Consider the following 20,352-nt stretch of genomic DNA (forward strand, 5'->3'; position numbering starts at 1 on the left):
GCTTTCAGGCAACACCAACACATATGCCCGCCATTGCCCCGCTTAGGTGCAATGGCTTTTTTTGATCCGGTTGAAATTTAACGGGTAACCCATCGTCAGAAACATTAAATTATTTCACAAATAAATACCACAAAGAAATTATTTTTTGTAGTAAAAATTCAATTTAATATGCGAAGTAATTTCTAGTATTAGAATTTACGTATATTTCGCCATGAACCGGACAATATCAGTTTACACAGTCTGTAATTCTCCTAACCCTGCCAGCCACAATCTTCAAAATGAGCGGATTAATAGAGATTTACTAAAACCACTACGTTATGAAAAACCTGGAAATTATCGGCGTCACACCGTTGGAGCGACCGGACGTGAGTCTTGCGTTGGCGCTGTCAGAATCGGGAGCTTTCCCGGTAATCCACCTTGGAAGGGATCAACAAATCGCTACAACGGCATTACAGAAGTTGTCAGCCAAAAGCAAAAAGTCCTTTGGCGTCTGTTACGCTGAGAACACACCCCTATCCATTGCATTAACAAAACAAATTACACTAGCGATTTTACCATATGGTCTGACTTTACCTAATCCTGAACATACTGTACGTCTTATTTACCAGGTCCGCACCGTCACCGAGGCGCTGTTGGCAAAAGCCGCCGGCGCATATGGTATCATTGCCAAGGGAAATGAGGGGGCGGGATCTGTCAGCAACGATTCATCCTTTATTCTTTTTCAACGTATAATGAAGGAGGTTAGCGATGTACCCGTATGGGTACAAGGCGGAATCGGTATCCACAACGCCGCCGCGGTTATTGCGCTCGGCGCGCGCGGAGTCGTGCTAGACAGTCAACTTCTGCCATTTCCCGAGTGCTCAGTGCCTTCGTCCCTGAAAGCCATCACCGAAAAGCTCAACGGAAACGAAACCCGGGTGATAGACGGATTCCGGGTACTCGCACGGCCCAACTCCCCCGTCCTGCCTGCGCAACCCGACCGCCAAAGCCTTTTCCCATACTTGCACACACTCGATCTTGACAAGGCATATCTCCCTATGGGACAAGATATTGCCATTGGAACAGACCTGGTGGCACAATACAAAAAGCTACCAAGGATGGTCTTTGCGTTCCGCGAGGCCCTGCACGGGCATTTGCGCCAGGCCAGATATTTGACCCCACTTTCCCCGCAGAATCCCCTGGCTCAGGCATTAGGCACGCGCTATCCCATCGCGCAGGGTCCTATGACGCGTGTCAGCGACGTTCCGGGGTTTGCCAAGGCAGTCGCCGACGCGGGGGCGTTGCCATTTGTGGCGCTATCGCTGATGAAAGGCCAACAAGCCCGCGACCTGATCCGCGAAACGCGGGAACTGGCTGGCAACCAAACGTGGGGCGTAGGGATACTCGGCTTTGCAGACCAAGAGTTACGGGACGAGCAATTGGGCTACATTCTCGAAGAAAAACCCCCGGTGGTACTCATTGCCGGTGGCCGGCCTTCCCAGGCAAAACCGCTGGAAAAAGCAGGGATCAAAACGTTCCTGCATGTACCATCGGCGCCATTACTGGATATGTTCCTCAAAGAAGGGGCCAGGAGGTTTGTATTTGAAGGCCGTGAATGCGGTGGGCATGTCGGGCCGCTATCAAGTTTTGTTTTGTGGGAAAAACAGATCAACCGCCTCTTGCAGGAAGAGCAGACAGATCAGCTCGAGGTCTTTTTCGCGGGAGGGATCCACGATGCATTCTCCACCGCGCTGATCGCCGTGATGATAGCACCATTGGCTGCGCGGGGCGTGAAAACGGGCGTGCTCATGGGCACTGCTTACCTATACACACAGGAAGCCGTCGCGACAGGCGCGATCCTGCCGCAGTTTCAGGCACAGGCATTGGAACATTCAGAAACCATCTTGCTCGAAACCGCCCCGGGTCACGAAACGCGCTGCCTCGATTCTCCTTTCGCAGCGGATTTCAATGCGGAAAAGAAAAAAATGGAACAGGCCGGTGTCGATAAAAAAGAGATCTGGGCAGGCCTCGAAAAATTGAATGTGGGCCGCTTACGCATCGCTGCAAAAGGAATCGAGCGGCAAAACGATGCTTTGGTCGCCATCAATCAGAAGGAACAAATGGACCGCGGCATGTACATGATCGGTCAGGCTGCGGCCATGCTCGATCGGGTAATGACAATGCAGGAGCTCCACGAACAAGTGTCCTGTCGCAATTATGATTTCATCGACAAGGCCGCTCTCCCTGCTCCGCCACGAAGAAAGAAAAAAGCATTAAACGTTGCCATTGTAGGGATGGCCTGCATTTACCCTGGCGCCCGCAACATCGAGGAGTTCTGGGGGAACATATTGGCGGGCAATGACTGGGTCACCGAAGTGCCCGATGACCGGTGGAACAAGGCATTGTATTACGATCCAACCGTCGCCGATGGCAGCAAATCGCATTCCAAATGGGGTGGTTTTATCCCCAAAATTGATTTCGATCCGGTCGAGTTCGGCATTCCGCCACAATCGCTGGCCGCCATTGACCCGACCCAGTTACTGAGCTTGCTCGTAGCGAAGCAGGCACTCGAAAACGCGGGTTATGGTGAAAACGTAAACCGCGACAATGTATCCGTCATCATCGGGGCGGAAGGCGGTAATGACCTGGCCAACAACTACGGTTTCCGCTCGCTGTTCACCCAGTTTTTTGGTGAAATACCCAAAGAACTCGACGACGCATTGCCGAAGCTGACCGAGGATTCGTTCCCCGGTGTGCTGGCAAATGTCATATCCGGTCGTATTACCAACCGCCTGAATCTCGGCGGCAGAAATTACACGGTGGACGCGGCCTGTGCTTCTTCGCTCGCTGCCATTGATCTGGCTTGCCAGGAACTGATACTCGGCCGCTCCGAAATGGTGCTCGCCGGAGGTGCCGACCTGCACAATGGGATCAACGACTACCTCATGTTTTCCAGCACCCACGCACTCTCCCGCAAGGGCCGCTGCGCTACCTTCGACTCCGAAGCCGACGGTATCGCATTGGGCGAAGGCGTAGCGATGGTAGTGCTCAAACGTGAAGAGGATGCATTGCGGGATGGTGACACGATTTATGCGGTCATCAAAGGCGTGGGCGGATCCAGCGATGGCAAAAGCCTGGGGCTCACTGCTCCGCGCAAATCGGGACAGGTAAAGGCACTGGAACGTGCCTACGATCAGGCGGGGATTTCCCCAGCCGAGCTCGGCCTCGTGGAAGCGCATGGTACCGGAACCGTGGTCGGCGACAAAACCGAGCTCAGCGCATTGACGGAAATGATGCTGGCGTCGGGCGCCGTCACCAGCCAGACTCACCTGGGATCGGTCAAGACGCAGATCGGGCACACCAAATGTGCAGCCGGGTTTGCCGGACTCATCAAGGCGACGCTCGCTGTTTACCACGGCATTAAGCCCCCGACCATTCACCTGAAAACACCCAACACCTATTATAATCCGGAAACCAGCCCGTTTGCATTCCAGACGAAACCCGCCCTTTGGACCGACAAACGCCGCGTCGCGGGAATCAGCGCCTTTGGGTTCGGAGGAACCAATTTCCACGCCGTCATCGAAAATGGCCCGCGCAGGAAGACGGGCAATTCCATTAAGGCCTGGCCCGCGGAATTGTTGGTGTTCCGTGGAGAAACGCTTCGAGAAGCACAAAAACTACTCGAATCTGCTCACGAGATCCTGCAAAACAAATCGGTTTCGCTACGGGATGTGGCATTGAGCCTGAGCCTGTACAATGAGGCTCCTGTTCAGCTGAGCATCGTGGCCGAAAACCACGACGACGCATTGGCCAAGATCGAACTCGCGCAAGCCGGCAGCGAGGGCAAGGGAATCTTTTATACCAAAACTTCTGACGGAAAAGTAGCATTCATGTTCCCCGGACAGGGAAGTCAGCGCATTGATATGGCGCGGGACCTGTTCGTGGTTTTTCCGGGCATGCGCAAGCTTTTGAAAAAACATAAATTGTACCAGCAGATCATTTTCCCCGACGCGGTTTTCGACGAGCATCGGGCGAAAGAGCAAAAAGAGAAAATCAAGGATACCCGGATAGCCCAACCGCTGCTGGGCATTGCCGACCTGGCTATCGCGCAACTTCTCAGGGATTTCGGCATCCAACCCGACATGGTGGCAGGGCATAGTTACGGCGAGCTGCCCGCATTGTGTTTTGCAGGTGTTTTTGAAGATGATCAGCTTGTACCGCTGAGCGAAAAACGGGCGAAATCAATCCTGGATGCCATCGGCGACGATCGGGGAGCTATGGTGGCCGTCAACTGTCCGGAAGACGAGCTGACCCGAATCGTTTCGGAAATCAATCATATTTATCCTGTCAATCACAACTCGCCCCGCCAATGGGTCCTCGCCGGCACCACGCCGGCAGTCGCGGAATTAACCGCCAGATTGAGCGAGCTGAAAATATCATTCCGTCAGTTGGAAGTGGCCTGTGCGTTCCATTCGCCGCTGCTCGCCGGGTCGAAAGATTTATATCTGAATGCATTAAAAGAGGTAAACTTCCGGGAGCCCGCGCTCCCGGTCTGGTCGAACACGACTGCGACCCCCTACCCCGCTTCTCCCGAGGCGATCAAGGAACGGCTGGGCGACCATCTGGTCAGACCGGTACGTTTTTCGGAAGAAGTAGCGCAGATGTATGCGGACGGCGCCCGTATATTTATTGAAGTCGGCCCCGGCAAAGTATTGACCGGATTGACCAGATCGATTCTCGGCAAAGACGAAATTTGCCTATATACCGAAGACAAGGATCAGCAGGGTATCGTACAATTGCTGCACACGCTGGCAGGCTACATGGCTACCGGCAGAAACATCGATCTGCATAAACTATTCGAAGACCGTGGCACACAGGCCCTGAACCTCGACACACCGGAACAATACCGCAAGAGCCTCACGACCTGGCTCGTCGACGGCCAAATAGCCTTGCCACTCCACGGCAAGCTGCCTGCACATGGCGCAATGCCGGTTACCGCTCCGTTGAAACTGGCAGCATTTCAGCAGCCTGTCGCCGTGCCGGTGGGTGGTACGGAAGCAGAGCGTGTAGTGCATGAATACCTCAACAGCGTCAAATACCTCATTCAGGCGCAGCGCGATGTGGTGCTGGGTTACCTGGGTCAATCGATGCCACCTTCCGGAAACATCGAAATCTACGACCCTTCGATCGGCGGTCCCGCCGTGCCTGCGCCGGTACCAATCGTGATCGAAAAGGTCGTTGCATCGCAGGAAACGCGCCATCATACCCCGAAACCGGTTGTGACGGACGTAAAAGCATTGGTAATGCAGGTGGTCAGCGACAAAACCGGCTATCCGCAGGAAATGCTGGGTATGGAAATGGACCTCGAAGCAGATCTCAGCATCGACTCTATCAAAAGAATGGAGATCATAGGCGAACTCCGTACGCGGCTTGGCGGCTTCGGAGTTGGCCAGCAAAGTGAAGAAACGGTGATCGAACAGCTGGCGGCGATCAAAACGCTTCGCTTACTGGTTGACTGGATCCAGCAGCACCAGGAACAAGCGACGCCAGTGGAAACGGCCGTTCCGCTAAGCAAGCTGACAATTACGCAGGACGGCATTATTGAAGGATGGCCGGAAAGCAGAATCAAATCCGTACTGCTCGACGCCGTCAGCGCCAAAACCGGCTATCCGCAAGAAATGCTGGGCATGGACATGGATCTCGAAGCGGACCTGAGTATCGACTCTATCAAACGCATGGAGATCATCGGAGAGCTGAAAAACAACATCGACGGACTAATCCTCATTTACCAGGAACGCGGTGAAGAGCTGGTGGAAAAACTCGCCTCCATTAAGACGCTGAACGGGCTCATCGGCTGGCTCTCTGAGGCCTTGTCAGGTGCACAGGATTCCATTCAGAAGGCAGAAAGCATGCATGTTACCCCGGTTGTCAAAACACTTCCTGGCGAAAAACTGTCGCGTCTGCGTTTTGAACTGACGCCATCGGCAACACCGTCGCCCGACCGGGCCCTGCTGAAAGGCAAGCGGTTCGCCGTCACTGACGATGCAGGCGGGGTCGCATTCTCTGTTAAGGATCTTTTCGAGCGTAACGGAGCCGAAGTAAGCATTATCTCACCCGACGATGCTCTCCAGGGCTTTGACGGGCTGATCATCCTCAATATTTTTACATCACGGCTGAAACCAACCATCATCGAATCCTTCTCGCTGATCAAAAAGCTTGATTTCAGCAAAGTAAAATGGATCTACACCATATCCGATACGCAAAGTGCGCTCGAAAAGGATACCGATGTAAAGCTGCTGCGGCATTTCCAGGGATATGCAGGACTTCTGAAAAGCCTTGATAAAGAATATGATCAAACCAAATGCCGGCTCGTAAGCTTCGTTTCCCAGCTTTCCCGGGAGCAAATTGCGGACATTACCCTGAACGAGATCCTGCATGCCGACGAGCCTTGCGAGGTGATTTACAATGGCACAAAGCGTCAGACGATGGAATTGATCCGTTCGGAAATCCCTACCGGCATCGATCCGGACATTCATCTGGACAAAAAATCCGTCATACTTGCATTAGGGGGTGCGCAGGGTATTACTTCTGAATTGATCGTGCGTTTTTCCAAAGATTACCCCTGCCATTATGTGCTGGTAGGACGCTCGGCGGACCCGCGGGCAAACGCCGACCAGTCGTTGGCCGGATTGAAAAACAAGGAAGAGATCCGCAAAAAACTCATAGCCTCGGGACAGATCAAGACCCCGGCAGAAATTGAGAAAAAGACCGAAGACATACATAAAGCCAACCAGATACTCGGTACCATCGCGGCGCTGGAGGCCAACGGCTCCACGGTAACCTACCACTCGCTCGATTTGCGCGACGAAAAGGCGTTGATTGCGATAGTGGAAGGATTATACAGTCAACACGGCAAAATAGACGGCGTCATCCACGGTGCCGGGTTGCTGGAAGACAAGCTCTTCCAGCAGAAAACATCGGAGTCATTTGAAAGGGTCATGTCCACCAAGGTAACACCGCTGCGTGTCCTGGCCGAGCATTTGAAAGACGATGTACAGTTCGTGACGCTGTTTTCGAGCGTTGCGTCGGTGTACGGTAGCCGTGGGCAGACCGACTATGCGGCGGCCAATAGCGTGCTCGACAAGTACGCGTGGGAGCTGAAAAAGAAGATCAAGGGTAAGGTAACCGCCATTAACTGGGGGCCCTGGAAGGGAACAGGCATGGTATCGCCATCGCTTGAAAGGGAGTATGAAAGGCGCGGCATCCCGCTGATCCCACTGGGCGACGGTATGGAAACGTTTGTCAATGAGCTGAAATACGGCACTGAAAGCCAGGTATTGATCATGGCCGAGTAATCCGTCTCCACGCATCGAACGCTAAGCGACCATCATGAAAAGAAATGCAGATATAGCCGTCATCGGCATGTCGGGGATATTTCCGGGGGCGGGCAACCTGCAAGCCTTCTGGCAGAACATCAGTGCCGGCGTGGATGCCATAGAGACCGTGCCGGAGAACCGGATGGGTAGCCTGTTCTTTGAAGAAAATGGGCCGGCGGCCGCGGAGGCCGTCGACCGGTTCTATTGCAGGCGTGGCGGCTTTATAGACCAGTACGCGGAGTTTGACCCGGTAAAATTTGGTATCCTGCCGCTTGCCGTAGAAGGAATTGAGCCCGAACAGCTGCTCACACTCAGCCTGGCACATCAGGCATTGGTGGATGCCCACGCATTCTCCAACGGGGCCAATTTTGCCAAAACCGGCATTATCATCGGTAAAGGCAATTATACCGGCCCCGGCGCGACCCGTGCAATCGAGATCGTGCGCACAGGCCAGCAACTCGTCGAAGTCCTGCAGGAAATCCTTCCGGAATTGAAAAGTGAGGACCTTGAAAAGGTGAAACGCGAATTTCAACAAAAAAAAGGTCGTTTTTCTGCCGATACGGCTATGGGCCTCATCCCTAATCTGACCGCCTCACTCGTTGCCAACCGCCTGGATCTGGGCGGTACAGCGTACACGCTGGATGCGGCCTGCGCAAGCTCATTGCTCGCCATCGACCATGCGGTGCAGGAACTGAACTCCGGACGTGCCGACATGATGATCGCCGGCGGTGTGCATGCCTGCCAGAATGCACCATTCTGGAGTATTTTTCATCAGTTGGGCGCATTGTCCAAAAATCAGCAGATCAGGCCTTTCGACCAGCGCGCCGACGGGCTGCTCATCGGCGAAGGCTGCGGTTTCATTGTTTTGAAACGACTTTCCGATGCAGTGAAAAACGGTGACCGAATTTATGCGGTCATACAGGGCGTGGGCGTATCCAGCGACGGCGCCGGCGCCAGCGTAATGAGCCCGACCGTACACGGGCAGGCGAAGGCGATACGGCAGGCCTGGGAAATGGCCGGGGTCAGCACCGATCAGATCGGCTACCTGGAAGCGCACGGAACCGGCACACCCCTGGGTGATAAAACCGAGCTGGAAACGCTGGCCACGGTATTTGGCCCACCGATGGGCGATACCAGAGCGGGTATCGGCACGGTTAAATCGATGATCGGGCATGCTATGCCTGCTGCGGGTATTGCCGGAGTAATTAAAACGGTACTGGCACTTTATCACGGCCAGCTCCCCCCCACTTTGCATTGCGAAGAACCGGTGGAAGCATTGGCCGATACCCGTTTCGAACCGGTAAAGGCACTCACCGACTGGGGACAGACGGGACTGCCCCGCTATGCCGGCGTGAATGCATTCGGCTTCGGGGGAATTAATGCGCACGTGGTGCTGGAAGGCTGGGGTACGGTATTGCCTGATCAAAAAAAAGTCACAAATAGCGCCGCGAAAACCCAGGCTCGTGACGAAGTATTACTCCTCGCGCGCCCCACGCACGAGGCATTAGTCCAGGCGCTGGAAAAAAGTGAAAAAGAAACCGGCTCAGGTAACTACCGTGTAGCAATCTTCGATCCTACGCCTGAACGCATTGCCAAGGCCATTAAAATAGTTTCGAAAAACAATCACTGGCGTAACAAGCAGGATATCTGGTATACTCACGAGCCACTGCTGGCCAATGGGGGCAAAACCGCCTTTCTTTTCCCGGGCCTGGATGGACTCGCAGGCGGTGAGATTGACAGCGTTGCCGATTATTTCAAACTACCCAGGTTCGAAGCAGCGGAAGCGGATCGTCGGCATCACGTTTTCAGTACCGCCATGAACCTGCTCGAAAAGAGCCGCATACTCGACTCCGCCCTTAAAAAACTGGACATAAAACCCGATATGAATGCAGGCCACAGCCTGGGCGAATGGTTGGCGGGCCGCTCGTCGGGCCTGGCATCCGAGGCATCGGTACTCCACCTGCTTACCCGGCTCAACCCGGAACTTTTTGAAGTAAAAAACACCAGATTCCTCGCCGTCGGCTGTGGTTATGACCAATTGAAACCCGACCTCGAAGGCCGGACCGATATTTACCTTTCTATTGACAACTGCCCCCAGCAGGTGATCCTGTGCGGAACCATCGAAGCCGTCGAAGACTTTTCGGCAATCCTCCGGGAAAAACAGATCTTCCATCAGCAGCTACCGTTCCAGTCCGGCTTCCACTCTCCTTTCGTAAAGGATAAGCTGGACCGGATACTGGGCGGCCTGGAAACCATGGAATTCCAACCCACATCCATTCCGTTATGGTCGGCTACGACGCTCAGCACATATCCCGAATCGTTGGAGGAAATACTGGCATTGAGCATCGAACACCTGGTGAAGCCGGTTCGCTTTCGTGAGTTGGTCACAAAGCTGTACGACCAGGAGAATGTCCGGGTGTTCATCCAGGTGGGCTCCGGCGGACTGGTCGGTTTTGTGGACGATACGCTCAAGGGGAAGGCCTACGCCACCATCGCATCCAACGTCCCGATCCGGGGCGGACTACAGCAATTGCAGCGCGTAATGGCGGCATTGTTTGTGGAAGGGAAAAACATTGATCTGGCTTTCATGGGCATTGAAACAGAACAACCCGTCAACAGAAAGCCTGTGAAGCTGCAACTGGGGTCGCCATTTGTAACCAAACTGGATTCCCTCCGGAACCTGGTGCGCAAAGAACCAAAAAAAGAACTGGCACTCGACGACGTCGCTAATCCTGTAATGAAGGCATTAGCCGCTAATTTGCATGAGATCGCCCATATCCAGTCGGAAATCGCCGGACTGATTCAGAACAGGAGTATCGCCGCGCCCAGAACGGTGCCCGTCAAAGCTCCCGCACAGCGCTTACCTTTCAAAAAACAACTGGACATTTCACTGCAAAACAGCCCCTGGCTCATCGACCATTCATTGCTCAAACAGAAGCCTGGCTGGCATTGCGTGGAGGATATGGACCCGGTGATCCCTATGACGATGATCTTCGAGTTGTTCGGGGATATGGCACGGGAGCAAGCCCCGGAGCTGCGGGTGCGGAAGATTATGCATATTAAGGTATTCCAGTGGATGAATGTGGTGCAGCCATTCCGTGAAACAGTGACAGGCGAATGGAAAAATCCGTCACGCGTTTACCTTGATCTGGATCAATATGCCAATGCGGAAGTTCAGCTTTCGGAAACGAAAGGCATTCCCGAAGTGACCGGTTACGACATCGGCGCGTCGCTGGGAATCCACATTACCCCTGAACAGATCTACCGCGAAAATATGTTTCATGGCCCGGCCTACCAGGGCATTAGGGCGGTGACAAAGGTGGCGAAAAATGGCATTACCGGCCTTATTGCCGGTGACGCCGGCAAAGGTTCGCTCCTCGACAATGCCGGACAGCTCTTTGGCCTCTGGCTCCAACTGACTTTGACGAAAGACCGCATTGCATTTCCGGTTAAAATCAATGAAGTCGAGTTCTATGGCGAAATGGAGGACCAAAAGGGCATTTTCAAATGCACCTGCCGGCTCACCGAACTGACGGACGAATTCGCGACGGCCGATTTTATCCTTCAAAGAGACGGCCAGGTATGGTCGATCATCCGTGGCTGGCAGAACCGCCGCCTGGAAATCGACGACAAGCTCTGGAATGTATCGATGGCGCCTTTGCAGAATGTGCTTTCGGAGGAAGTGGCGCCAGGTGTATTTCTGTTTCGTAATGCCTACCAGCGTGTCGTATCGTGGGATTTTATTTTGAAAAGGTATTTCAACCAGACCGAAAAAAAGTACCAGCGCTCGCTGATGCCCAACAAGAAAAAAGAATGGATGATCAGCCGGGTGGCTGCCAAAGACGCAACCCGTATGCTCCTGTTGCGAGCGCGTAACGAAGCTTACTTCCCCATCGAATTTGAAATCCGTTCGGATGAAGTGGGAAAACCCTTTTTGGACGGCCCCATGACAGGAGGTGTCCACATTTCACTGGCACACAAAAACCTGGAAGCCGTGGCCATTGCCCGTGATACCGGACCCGTAGGCATCGACATCGAAGAAATACAACCCCGGAGTACCGGTTTCGCGGAGATCGTATTTACAGCCCCGGAACTCGCATTGCTCGAAAACCGCGATCAGGACGAGTGGATGACCCGGAGCTGGGTAGCCAAGGAAGCCTTTGGCAAAATGCTGGGCAAAGGACTGATGGGCAATCCCAAAGCTTACCAGATCGAAGAAATTAAAGGAGATTCCCTGCGTATTCAGGGTACATGGATCAATACAATCAAACATTTTAATTACATCATCGGATGGACCAACTGATACAGGAAAACAAGCTGGGGACAGCGGAGATTTTTGAAACACTGAACCAGTTCATTACCGAAGTGATCGGAGAAGAGTTTGTGGAAGAGATGGATATCACTCCTGCCAGCTCATTTACCAAAGACCTTGAAATGGACAGCATCGAGATCGTGGCTTTTTCCGAAAAAGTCAAAACCCATTACGGTTCCAATATCGATTTTACCGGCTGGCTCTCCAACATGGACCTGGACGAAATTATCCAGCTGAAACTCGAAGACATTATCAACTATATCCGCGAATGCCAGTAATCACCTTGCCAAACGTCCGCCTGCACGTGCAGGAACTCAACCCCGGGGGGTATGAAACGATCGTGATGATTCACGGGATGTTCAGCAACCTGGCGGTTTATTATTTCAACATCGCCCCCATTCTGGCCCGACATTACCGGGTGGTGCTGTTTGATATGAAAGGGCATGGCATGAGTGAAAAGTCGAAAACGGGCTATGACCTGACTTCCATGACCGACGATCTCAGCAACCTGATGGACGCACTCGGCGTTGAAAAGGCGCATATGGCCGGTTACAGCTATGGCGGATTGGTAGCTTTGAAAATGGCGGCCCGCTTCCCCGAGCGTGTCGGCAAGCTGGCTGTTATCGAGGGGCCCGATCCCAGCGAACAGGAAACGCTGGCCATTATCGACACATACAGCAAGGAGTTTTTGATCCATTACATCGAAAATTTCGCGGATACCACCCGCCTGATGGCCGGAAAGCGCCAGCTGGAAAAAAATCACCGTATGTATGAATTTCTGTTCAACGAAACCTCGATACGGGATGATATGGAGTCGGAAAAGGGCTTTTTCAGCGACCCTGCCATCGCCGCCATTCCGCACGAAACCTTGCTGATTTACGGCCGGGAGTCCAACTGTGTACCGTCGGGCCACAAGCTGGCTTCCCGAATCCCCGACGCGACCCTGGTATTGGCCCCGGGCGATCACAACGTACCTGTGCAGCAACCGGAAGTGATCGGGCAAGAGTTAATGAAGTTCCTGGCAAAACAAGCAGAGATGGCAGTGGCTGACGCTCAGGCAGGCTACGACTGACCCGGGGGGTGCCCACCTCCAGCCTCAGCCCGGCGCGGAGACACTCAGACAGACACACCCAAGGCTTCAGCCTTGGGATACAAACAGACACGCACACAGACACAGCCACCCAAGGCTTCAGCCTTGGGACACACCGCCACCGATATGACCAGATACGCCTTCATCGTTCCGCCCCTCACGGGCCACATCAACCCGACGCTCAGCGTGGGCGCAGAGCTCCTCGCAATGGGGCACGAGGTCGCCTGGATCAGCCTGGACGAAAAGTTGGGAGAAAAATTACCTGCGGGGGGCCAGCTGCTGCTGATCCGATACGATCAGGACGACTCCGAAAAACAGGCCAACGCGGAATACCTGGATATCATTACGAAAAAGAACGTGTACGGGATCGAAAGCATTAAATTCCTGTACGAGGAAGTGCTTGTTCCTTTGAACCGCTATATGTTCGACGGCATTATGCAGATCCTGCGAGCAAACCAGCCTGACATAGTCATCACCGACCATCAGGTTTTTGCGGGTGCCATGGCTGCTTATTTATCCGATATACCATATGTAACATCGGTAACCGCGCCGGCGGCTGTTAAGATGATGGAGGACTTGCCTAAAATCCATGAATGGGAGGTGAGACAGATCGTCGGCCTGCAACAGGAGCTGGGCATCGAAGGCGACAAATCCCTGGCAGCTTCGGAGTTGCTGACATTGGTTTTCACCTCCCGGGCATTTTTCGGCGAGATGGAATTACCCGGATACTATCGCTTCCCGGGCCCGGTGATCAGCAATCGCGTTGCGGATGTTCCATTTGATTGGGAAAAATTACAGCGCCAATCGGCCCCTAAAATCCTGATTTCCATCGGTACCACATTCGATCACCAGTTAAAAAAGGACTTCTTTTCGAAGGTAATCGAGGCATTTGCCGATGAACCGGTATTTGTAATTATGGTGTCGGATGAAAGCCTGTTCGAATCGTGGCCTTCCAATTTTCTAGTTCAGCAACGTGTCCCGCAGCTCGAACTCCTGCCTCATCTGGATGGCGTCGTATGCCACGCGGGACACAATACCGTTTCGGAAGCCCTTTCGAATGGCTTACCGCTGGTGGTGATCCCTATTGCGTATGACCAGTCGCATGTAGCCGGGCGCGTGGTGGCGAACGGGTGCGGGGTAAGGCTCAATTTTAACCGTTTTAAGGCACCGCACCTGAAAACCGCGGTCAACGATATATTAAACGATCCGGGTTACCGGCTGGCGGCGCAACGCATCCAAAGCTCTTTCCAGGAAGCAGGAGGCACCAGAACCGCAGCGGCCTGGCTCGACCAGATACCTGTAAAAGCTTTTCAGAATGGCTAAATTCCTTTTTGTAGTACCCCCTTTTTTCGGGCATATCAGTCCGACCCTGAGCGTCGGGGGCAGTTTGTTGGCCAACGGTCATGAAGTAGTCTGGACAGGGCTTGTCCCCCTCTCCGACAAACATATTCCCGAAGGCGGCCGCTACATCCTCCCTGAAGTAGAACTCGCTCAACACCAGGAAGAAATTGCCGGCATCCTACAACGACAGGACGACGGCCCTTCCCTATCCGGCCCGGAGGTGATGAAGCTGGCCCTGGAAGAAACCTATATCCCGTTTGCGCGGATCATGCTGCCCGGCGTGTCGCGCATCGCCGATGAATTCCAGCCGGACGTCATCGTCAACGACTGTATTACCTTCGCCGGTGCGTTGTGTGCTTATCTCAAAGGAATTCCGTGCGTCACCACAACGCCCGTGCCGCCGGATGTAATGGGTGATACGGCCAAATCAGCGCCCAAAATCTTCGAATGGCAGCAAAACCTCATCAAAGGTCTGCAACGCGAATTGGGCATTTACACCGACGACTTCGTGATCCATTCGCATCAGATGAATATTGTTTTCACATCAAAAGAATTCGCCGGTTTCCCGCAGCCCGACCCGCATATGAAGTTTGTAGGACCGGTAAAAGGGCGCCCCAACGACATCCCGTTCGATTGGGAACGGCTTGAAAAAGCCACAACACCCAAGGTATTTGTGTCGCTGGGCACATTGCTGGTCGATATCAGAAAAGAGTTTTTTCAGAAACTCATCGAAGCATTCGCCGACGAGCCGCTGACGATCGTTGCCGCCACCGACCCATCGGTCATCGAAGAGTGGCCGGACAATTTCATCGTGCAAGGATTTGTCCCGCAGGCTGAAATCATTCCGAAAATGGACGCCGTGATCTGTCACGGAGGGTTCAATACGGTGAATGATTCCTTCATGAATGGCCTGCCAATATTGATCACCCCCATTGCTTACGACCATTTCCATACCGCCTCCCTCATCGAAAAAGCAGGCTGCGGCATCAAACTCAGATACAAAAGGCTACGGGTAGCAGATCTCAAAAGTGCCATGCAGGAGCTGCTTTCCAATCCCGGCTACCGTGGGGCGGCCATGCACGTGCGGGATACATTCACGGCTGCGGGCGGCAATGCCAGAGCGGTGTCGCTGCTGGAAAATTTCGCGTTCAGCAGCCGAATTACAGAAAACGCTTAGCCGATGAAGCGAAACCTGCTATTCCTCGAAAGGGTGCTTTATGGCGACGGGACGGAGCCATTTCACGGCGTGTACGCCCTGAAAATCAAAGGGGATATCGATCCCGTGAGGTTAGCCATCGCGCTGACCCGTTTGCAGGAGAAGTATGTCATGTTGCGCACGGCCATTGGAGAAGACGCTGCGGGCAGGCCGTATTTTTTTGTTCCTCCAAAAACACCCCACATCCCGCTCAGGATCGTGGACCGAACAAGCGACGAGGACTGGAACCGCGAGACGGTTTGTGAACTGGGGACATCATTCGACGTGCAAAACGGGCCCTTGTTACGCGTCGTTTGGCTACGGTCAGGCGGGGTTTCCGACCTGATCATGACATTCCATCACTGCATGTGCGACGGCGGATCGGGTGTAGCCATGCTTTCGGACCTGCTGGCATTGCTGGATGACCCGCAATCGGAAATGGGCACAGCCCCGGCGTTCGAAACCATCAGCGATCTTGTTCCTCATGAAATACTGAACAATGGCCGTAACCGGCTCAAAGCAAAACTGTTGGCCAGGCTCGTGCATGCAGGGTTGCAGCTAGGCTCCTTGTTTATATCCAAAAAACGACAACCAGCCCCGCGTTCCAGCGATTACCTGATCAACTGGAAACTCAGCAAGGAACAGTCGGCCACGTTATTTGCTTATTGTAAAAAACAAGGTGTAACCGTCAATACAGCAATCGGGCTCGCACTGCTGGAAGCATTCAAAACGATACAGCGACCGGGAGCCCACGGTAAAGCTACCTGCCCGGTCGATATTCGTCGCTATATGCCGGAAGTGAAACGCGATATGCTGTTTTCATACGGATTGGCGCTGAACATCGGTCTCGCCCAATCGACCGGAAACGGATTCTGGGCCAAAGCCAAAGCCCTTCAAACACATGTCTCCAAACAAATGGCCAAGCTGAATCCCTATGAATTTACCATGAACATGGAGGCTTCACACGAGTCGGTACACCTGCTGCGCAAGTTTCTGACCTATGCCAAAGTGGGTAACGATTTTATGTTTTCCAATATGGGCAAACTCGACATCCCTGCTCAATACCGGGGTTTTGCGGTCGAAACCATATACAGCCCGACGGTCATCGGCCCGTTCGCCAATCCGAACACCATCATCACCACTACATTTGGCGGACAAATGGATTTCTCCTTTGTTTCCAACGAAGCATTCATGCCACGCGATGTAGCCCTGAAAATCCGTGAAAAAGCCATGGAGATCCTGTTCGAAACCGTGCCCGTTCCTGAACCCGTGCGCCTATGAAAAGAAAGATGGAATTCCTGGAAGCTTCCATGTACGCAGGCCCTGATACACCGGTGAATGTGGTTTTTCCCGTAACAGTCGAAGGACGCCTCAACGAGAATGCCATTCGGACTGTATTGCACAAAATCCAGCGGAAACATCCTTTTCTCCGGGTAATCATAGAAACCGGCATCGATGGCATCCCCTGGTACGTCACACCGCCCGCCATTGCGCCCATCCCGGTGCGGATTGTTCCGCGGTCGTCCGAGGAAGTGTGGATAGTCGAAGCGGACACCGAGTGGAAAAATCCCTTCAGCGCGCCCTATGCTCCGCTTGCACGCCTCGTGTGGGTACGCGCACATGAAGTGTCCGAGCTCCTGATCGTCTGCCATCATTGCATTGCCGACGCCACGTCCATCATAACCCTTATGCGTGAGCTCCTGGAATGCCTCGCCGACCCCGGCAAAGAACTGGAACCTTACCTCCCTTTTGTTCCCGAAGCGCTGGTAGGTACAGCGATCAGGGAAAGTCTCGTAAACCGGCTCGCTGCCAGGACGCTAGCAACGATCACAAAAATCTTCCTGCTAACAGTATCGGGCATGAATGTGGTACGAAAAGACCGGTTTTACACCATCCGGTGGAAACTGGATGCTTTCCAAACCAGTGCATTACTATCCATATGCAAGGATCAGGACATCAATCTGAACGCCGCATTGACGCTCGTCTTCATGCGCGCCTTCGGACATGCCCGCAATGTACCCACGACCGGCAAAATGTACACTTCGGTAGACATGCGCCGCTTCATACCCGGTATCGACAGAGACCATCTCTTCGCATTCCCGTCCATGGTCGGACTCAGCACACCCGCCGACACGGAAAGCTTCCGCGATCAGGCCAATTCATTGAGAGACAAGCTATATCGGCATATAAAAAAGACGAATGCCCAGAAAATACTTTTTTTTACGAAACACCTTCTGCCCCTTTACCCACAGAGCATCCGCTACGCCAAAGCCGGCAAAGGCGACCACGATTTCGCCTTTGCCAACCTGGGAAGGATCCCATTGAACGATCACTATGGAGATCTCAGGGTCACAGACGTGTATAGTCCGTTTTCAAGGTTCCCGATGGGTAATCCATCCAAAGTGTCAGTCTCCACTTTTGGCGGCCGGATGGATTTTGCATTTACTTCGGAAGAAGGTTATCTCTCCTACGACGACGCCATTTCCATTACCCGACAAGCCATGCTGTTACTCCAACGGCATTTACCCATTCCCGAACCTCTTATCAGCCCGGACTTGAAATGAACAGACCCATGATCGTCGGAGAGCGGATTATGTATGCCGACGGGCATGCGCCCGTCAACTGCGTTTTTACCGCCACTGTGGAAGGAAGTTTTACCGTTGAACAGATCACAAATGTCCTCGCAAAACTACAACAACGACATCCGCTACTTCGCGTCAATGTCCGTCATGAAAAGACAAAAGTCCCAACTTTCGTTACCAATACCGCCATTCCCCCCATTCCTTTACACATTATTCCGCGGACATCCGACCTGCAATGGCAGGAAATCAGTCTGAACGAATGGATCATTTCCTTCGATCTCGCAAACGACCCGCCCGCGCGTTTGGTTTGGTTGAAATCCGACGATATCTCCGATTTTCTGCTTGTGTGCCCGCATTGTGTGTGTGACGGATCCGGTTTCGTCACCCTCATGCGCGAGTTGCTCATTACACTGGATCAGCCTGATACCGTGTTGGAACCTTATGAAGGGTTTCAATCAATCCGTGAGCTGGTCCCCCCGGAAATCCGCAACAGCAAATCGATCCGTTTCAAAGGAACCTTGTTTTCATGGTTGGCAAAAGGATTTTTCACTTTCCTCAACCCCAGACCCGCCGATCGGGAAGGCGGTTTTTATTTCCTGACCGGCCCGCTGGATGTGGATACGACCCGTGCATTGGTACGTAAATGCAAAGCCGAAAAGACATCCGTGCAGGCTGCCTTATGCGCCGCTTCTTTGCTGGCCCACCGGTCGGTAAGAGGTAAAATGGCCCGGAACAAGGCTATCAGTCCTGTCGATATCCGGCGTTACCTGCCCCTGATTGGTCGTGATCACCTGTTTGCATTCGCGCCCATCGTCGAATTATCACTTTCAGGCAACAGCGCTGATAGCAACCTTTGGGAGGAAGCGCGGAAAATGAAAGAAAGCCTGGTTCAAAAAGCCGACAAATTGAATGCGGCCGAAATGCTGTTCATCACCGAGTATTTTCACTCGTCAACAGGCGCACTGCTGCGGCACATGCGCAGCACACGCGGAAGCCACGACGTTACCATCTCCAACATGGGAGTACTCGACATCCCTTCGGACTTCCGGTCTTTTAAAGTCAAAGCCATTCACAGCCCCTCCGTGGGATTCCCCTGGCGCAACAGCAACACATTGGTGATCAGCACCTACAACGGACAAATGGATTTTTCCTTCTGCTCCCACGAAAGTTTCCTTCCCCAGATCGAAGCCCAAAAAATATGCGGCGAAGCCATGCACTTGCTGATGAAGGATCTGTATGTCAATGCTTCTTTACCTTCGTCTTCAGGAGAAAATCTCACCAGGTAAGGAGGGACCGTAGCTTTTTGAATTCACTGAAATGCTCAGGAAAGCAAAAAATAAAGCATATTTATGAGTTGGCGACAAGTGTAAGCACCCTGCATACACACCTAAAACTATTGATTAACGCCAAAATTATAGTCAACCAAGAAATAACACTAAAACCTAAATGTACATCATTGAAAGTTACTCTACTGCCGTCTTGTTTTGCATTGTTACAATGATTTCCTGGGGTTCCAGTTCGAACACCCAGAAGCTTGTCACTTCGACCTGGAGAGCTGAACTTTATTGTTGGGACTATGCTTTGGGCATATTAATAACGTCTCTCATTTTTGCTTTGACTATTGGCAGTTATGGAGCAGAAGGGCGAAGTTTTATTGTTGATATTCAACAAGCAGATATGAGAAGTATCAGTAGTGCATTATTAGGAGGAGTTATTTTCAATGTCGCCAATATTCTATTTATTGCTGCGGTATCTATTGCCGGAATGTCCGTAGCATTTTCAGCGGGCTCGGGTTTAGCGTTAGTAATTGGTGTAATTGTTAACTATTTAGACATCCCATTAGGAAATGTCTATCTACTTTTCTCAGGGGTCTTTCTTATTGTAATTGCTATTCTGCTTAATGCTGTTGCTTATAAAAGAATGGATGACAAGGCAACTTCCAGTTCAACAAAAGGGCTATTCATATCCATTATGAGTGGCATTTTAATGGGGCTTTTCTTCAAATATGTCGCTAACTCGATGTTTCCGGATTTCAATAACCCTATTGAAGGCAAACTTAGCCCCTATTCCGCCACTTTTATTTTCTCATTGGGTGTATTTGTCAGCAACATATTTTTCAACACTTTCATTATGTTCAAACCATTTATTGGTACTCCCGTTGCTTTTGCTGATTATTTTAAGGGAAGTATCAAAAATCACCTTTTAGGAATTTCAGGCGGGTCGATATGGTGTATTGGAATGTGTTTTAGCATTATTGCTTCTGATAAAGCCGGAACTGCTATTTCATATGGGTTAGCTTCCGGTGCAATCGTAGTAGCCTCTATTTGGGGGATTTATTTTTGGAAAGAATTCAAAACTGCTCCCAAAGGCACGCCTTTCTTGCTTCATATCATGTTGTTATCGTTTTTCGCCGGGCTCATATTAATTGTAATTTCAAGATAGCATGACCCAAATGAAGGCTATACAAACATAGCGTC

At 52.4% G+C, this 20,352-nt stretch carries 10 protein-coding genes; all 10 read left to right on the forward strand.

Annotation, left to right across the window (positions count from 1 at the left end):
• Nucleotides 1-317: 317 nt before the first annotated feature.
• Nucleotides 318-7,334 (forward strand): SDR family NAD(P)-dependent oxidoreductase, encoded by a 7,017-nt coding sequence (locus tag BP71_RS09575; protein WP_496378487.1) that lies wholly within the window; start codon nt 318-320, stop codon nt 7,332-7,334.
• 34 nt (nt 7,335-7,368) lie between these two features.
• On the forward strand, nt 7,369-11,658 hold the full coding sequence (locus BP71_RS09580) for a beta-ketoacyl synthase N-terminal-like domain-containing protein (protein ID WP_496378489.1): 4,290 nt from the start codon (nt 7,369-7,371) through the stop codon (nt 11,656-11,658).
• Nucleotides 11,646-11,945: an acyl carrier protein gene (locus tag BP71_RS09585; protein ID WP_496378491.1), complete on the forward strand. Its 300-nt coding sequence runs from the start codon at nt 11,646-11,648 to the stop codon at nt 11,943-11,945. Before BP71_RS09580 ends, BP71_RS09585 begins: the two co-directional genes overlap by 13 nt.
• Nucleotides 11,936-12,739, forward strand: a complete 804-nt coding sequence (locus BP71_RS09590) for an alpha/beta fold hydrolase (protein ID WP_496378493.1) — start codon at nt 11,936-11,938, stop codon at nt 12,737-12,739. Before BP71_RS09585 ends, BP71_RS09590 begins: the two co-directional genes overlap by 10 nt.
• A gap of 144 nt (nt 12,740-12,883) precedes the next feature.
• Nucleotides 12,884-14,080 carry a glycosyltransferase gene (locus tag BP71_RS09595; RefSeq protein ID WP_496378495.1) on the forward strand — a complete coding sequence of 399 codons (1,197 nt, stop codon included), beginning with the start codon at nt 12,884-12,886 and terminating at the stop codon, nt 14,078-14,080.
• Nucleotides 14,073-15,275 (forward strand): glycosyltransferase, encoded by a 1,203-nt coding sequence (locus tag BP71_RS09600; RefSeq protein WP_496378497.1) that lies wholly within the window; start codon nt 14,073-14,075, stop codon nt 15,273-15,275. The genes BP71_RS09595 and BP71_RS09600 overlap by 8 nt, the downstream gene beginning before the upstream one ends.
• Nucleotides 15,276-15,278: 3 nt before the next feature.
• Complete coding sequence (locus BP71_RS09605; RefSeq protein ID WP_496378499.1) at nt 15,279-16,574, forward strand: condensation domain-containing protein; 1,296 nt, start codon at nt 15,279-15,281, stop codon at nt 16,572-16,574.
• Entirely contained in the window at nt 16,571-17,857 is a 1,287-nt protein-coding gene (locus tag BP71_RS09610) for a condensation domain-containing protein (protein WP_496378501.1), read from the forward strand. Before BP71_RS09605 ends, BP71_RS09610 begins: the two co-directional genes overlap by 4 nt.
• Nucleotides 17,854-19,161, forward strand: coding sequence for a phthiocerol/phthiodiolone dimycocerosyl transferase family protein (locus BP71_RS09615; RefSeq protein ID WP_496378503.1), 1,308 nt, complete (start codon nt 17,854-17,856; stop codon nt 19,159-19,161). Before BP71_RS09610 ends, BP71_RS09615 begins: the two co-directional genes overlap by 4 nt.
• Nucleotides 19,162-19,321: 160 nt before the next feature.
• The gene (locus tag BP71_RS09620; protein ID WP_496378505.1) at nt 19,322-20,317 is read left to right on the forward strand and encodes a GRP family sugar transporter; all 996 of its coding nucleotides are present in this window, start codon (nt 19,322-19,324) and stop codon (nt 20,315-20,317) included.
• Nucleotides 20,318-20,352: the final 35 nt, after the last annotated feature.

Source organism: Dyadobacter ginsengisoli DSM 21015, assembly GCF_059568735.1.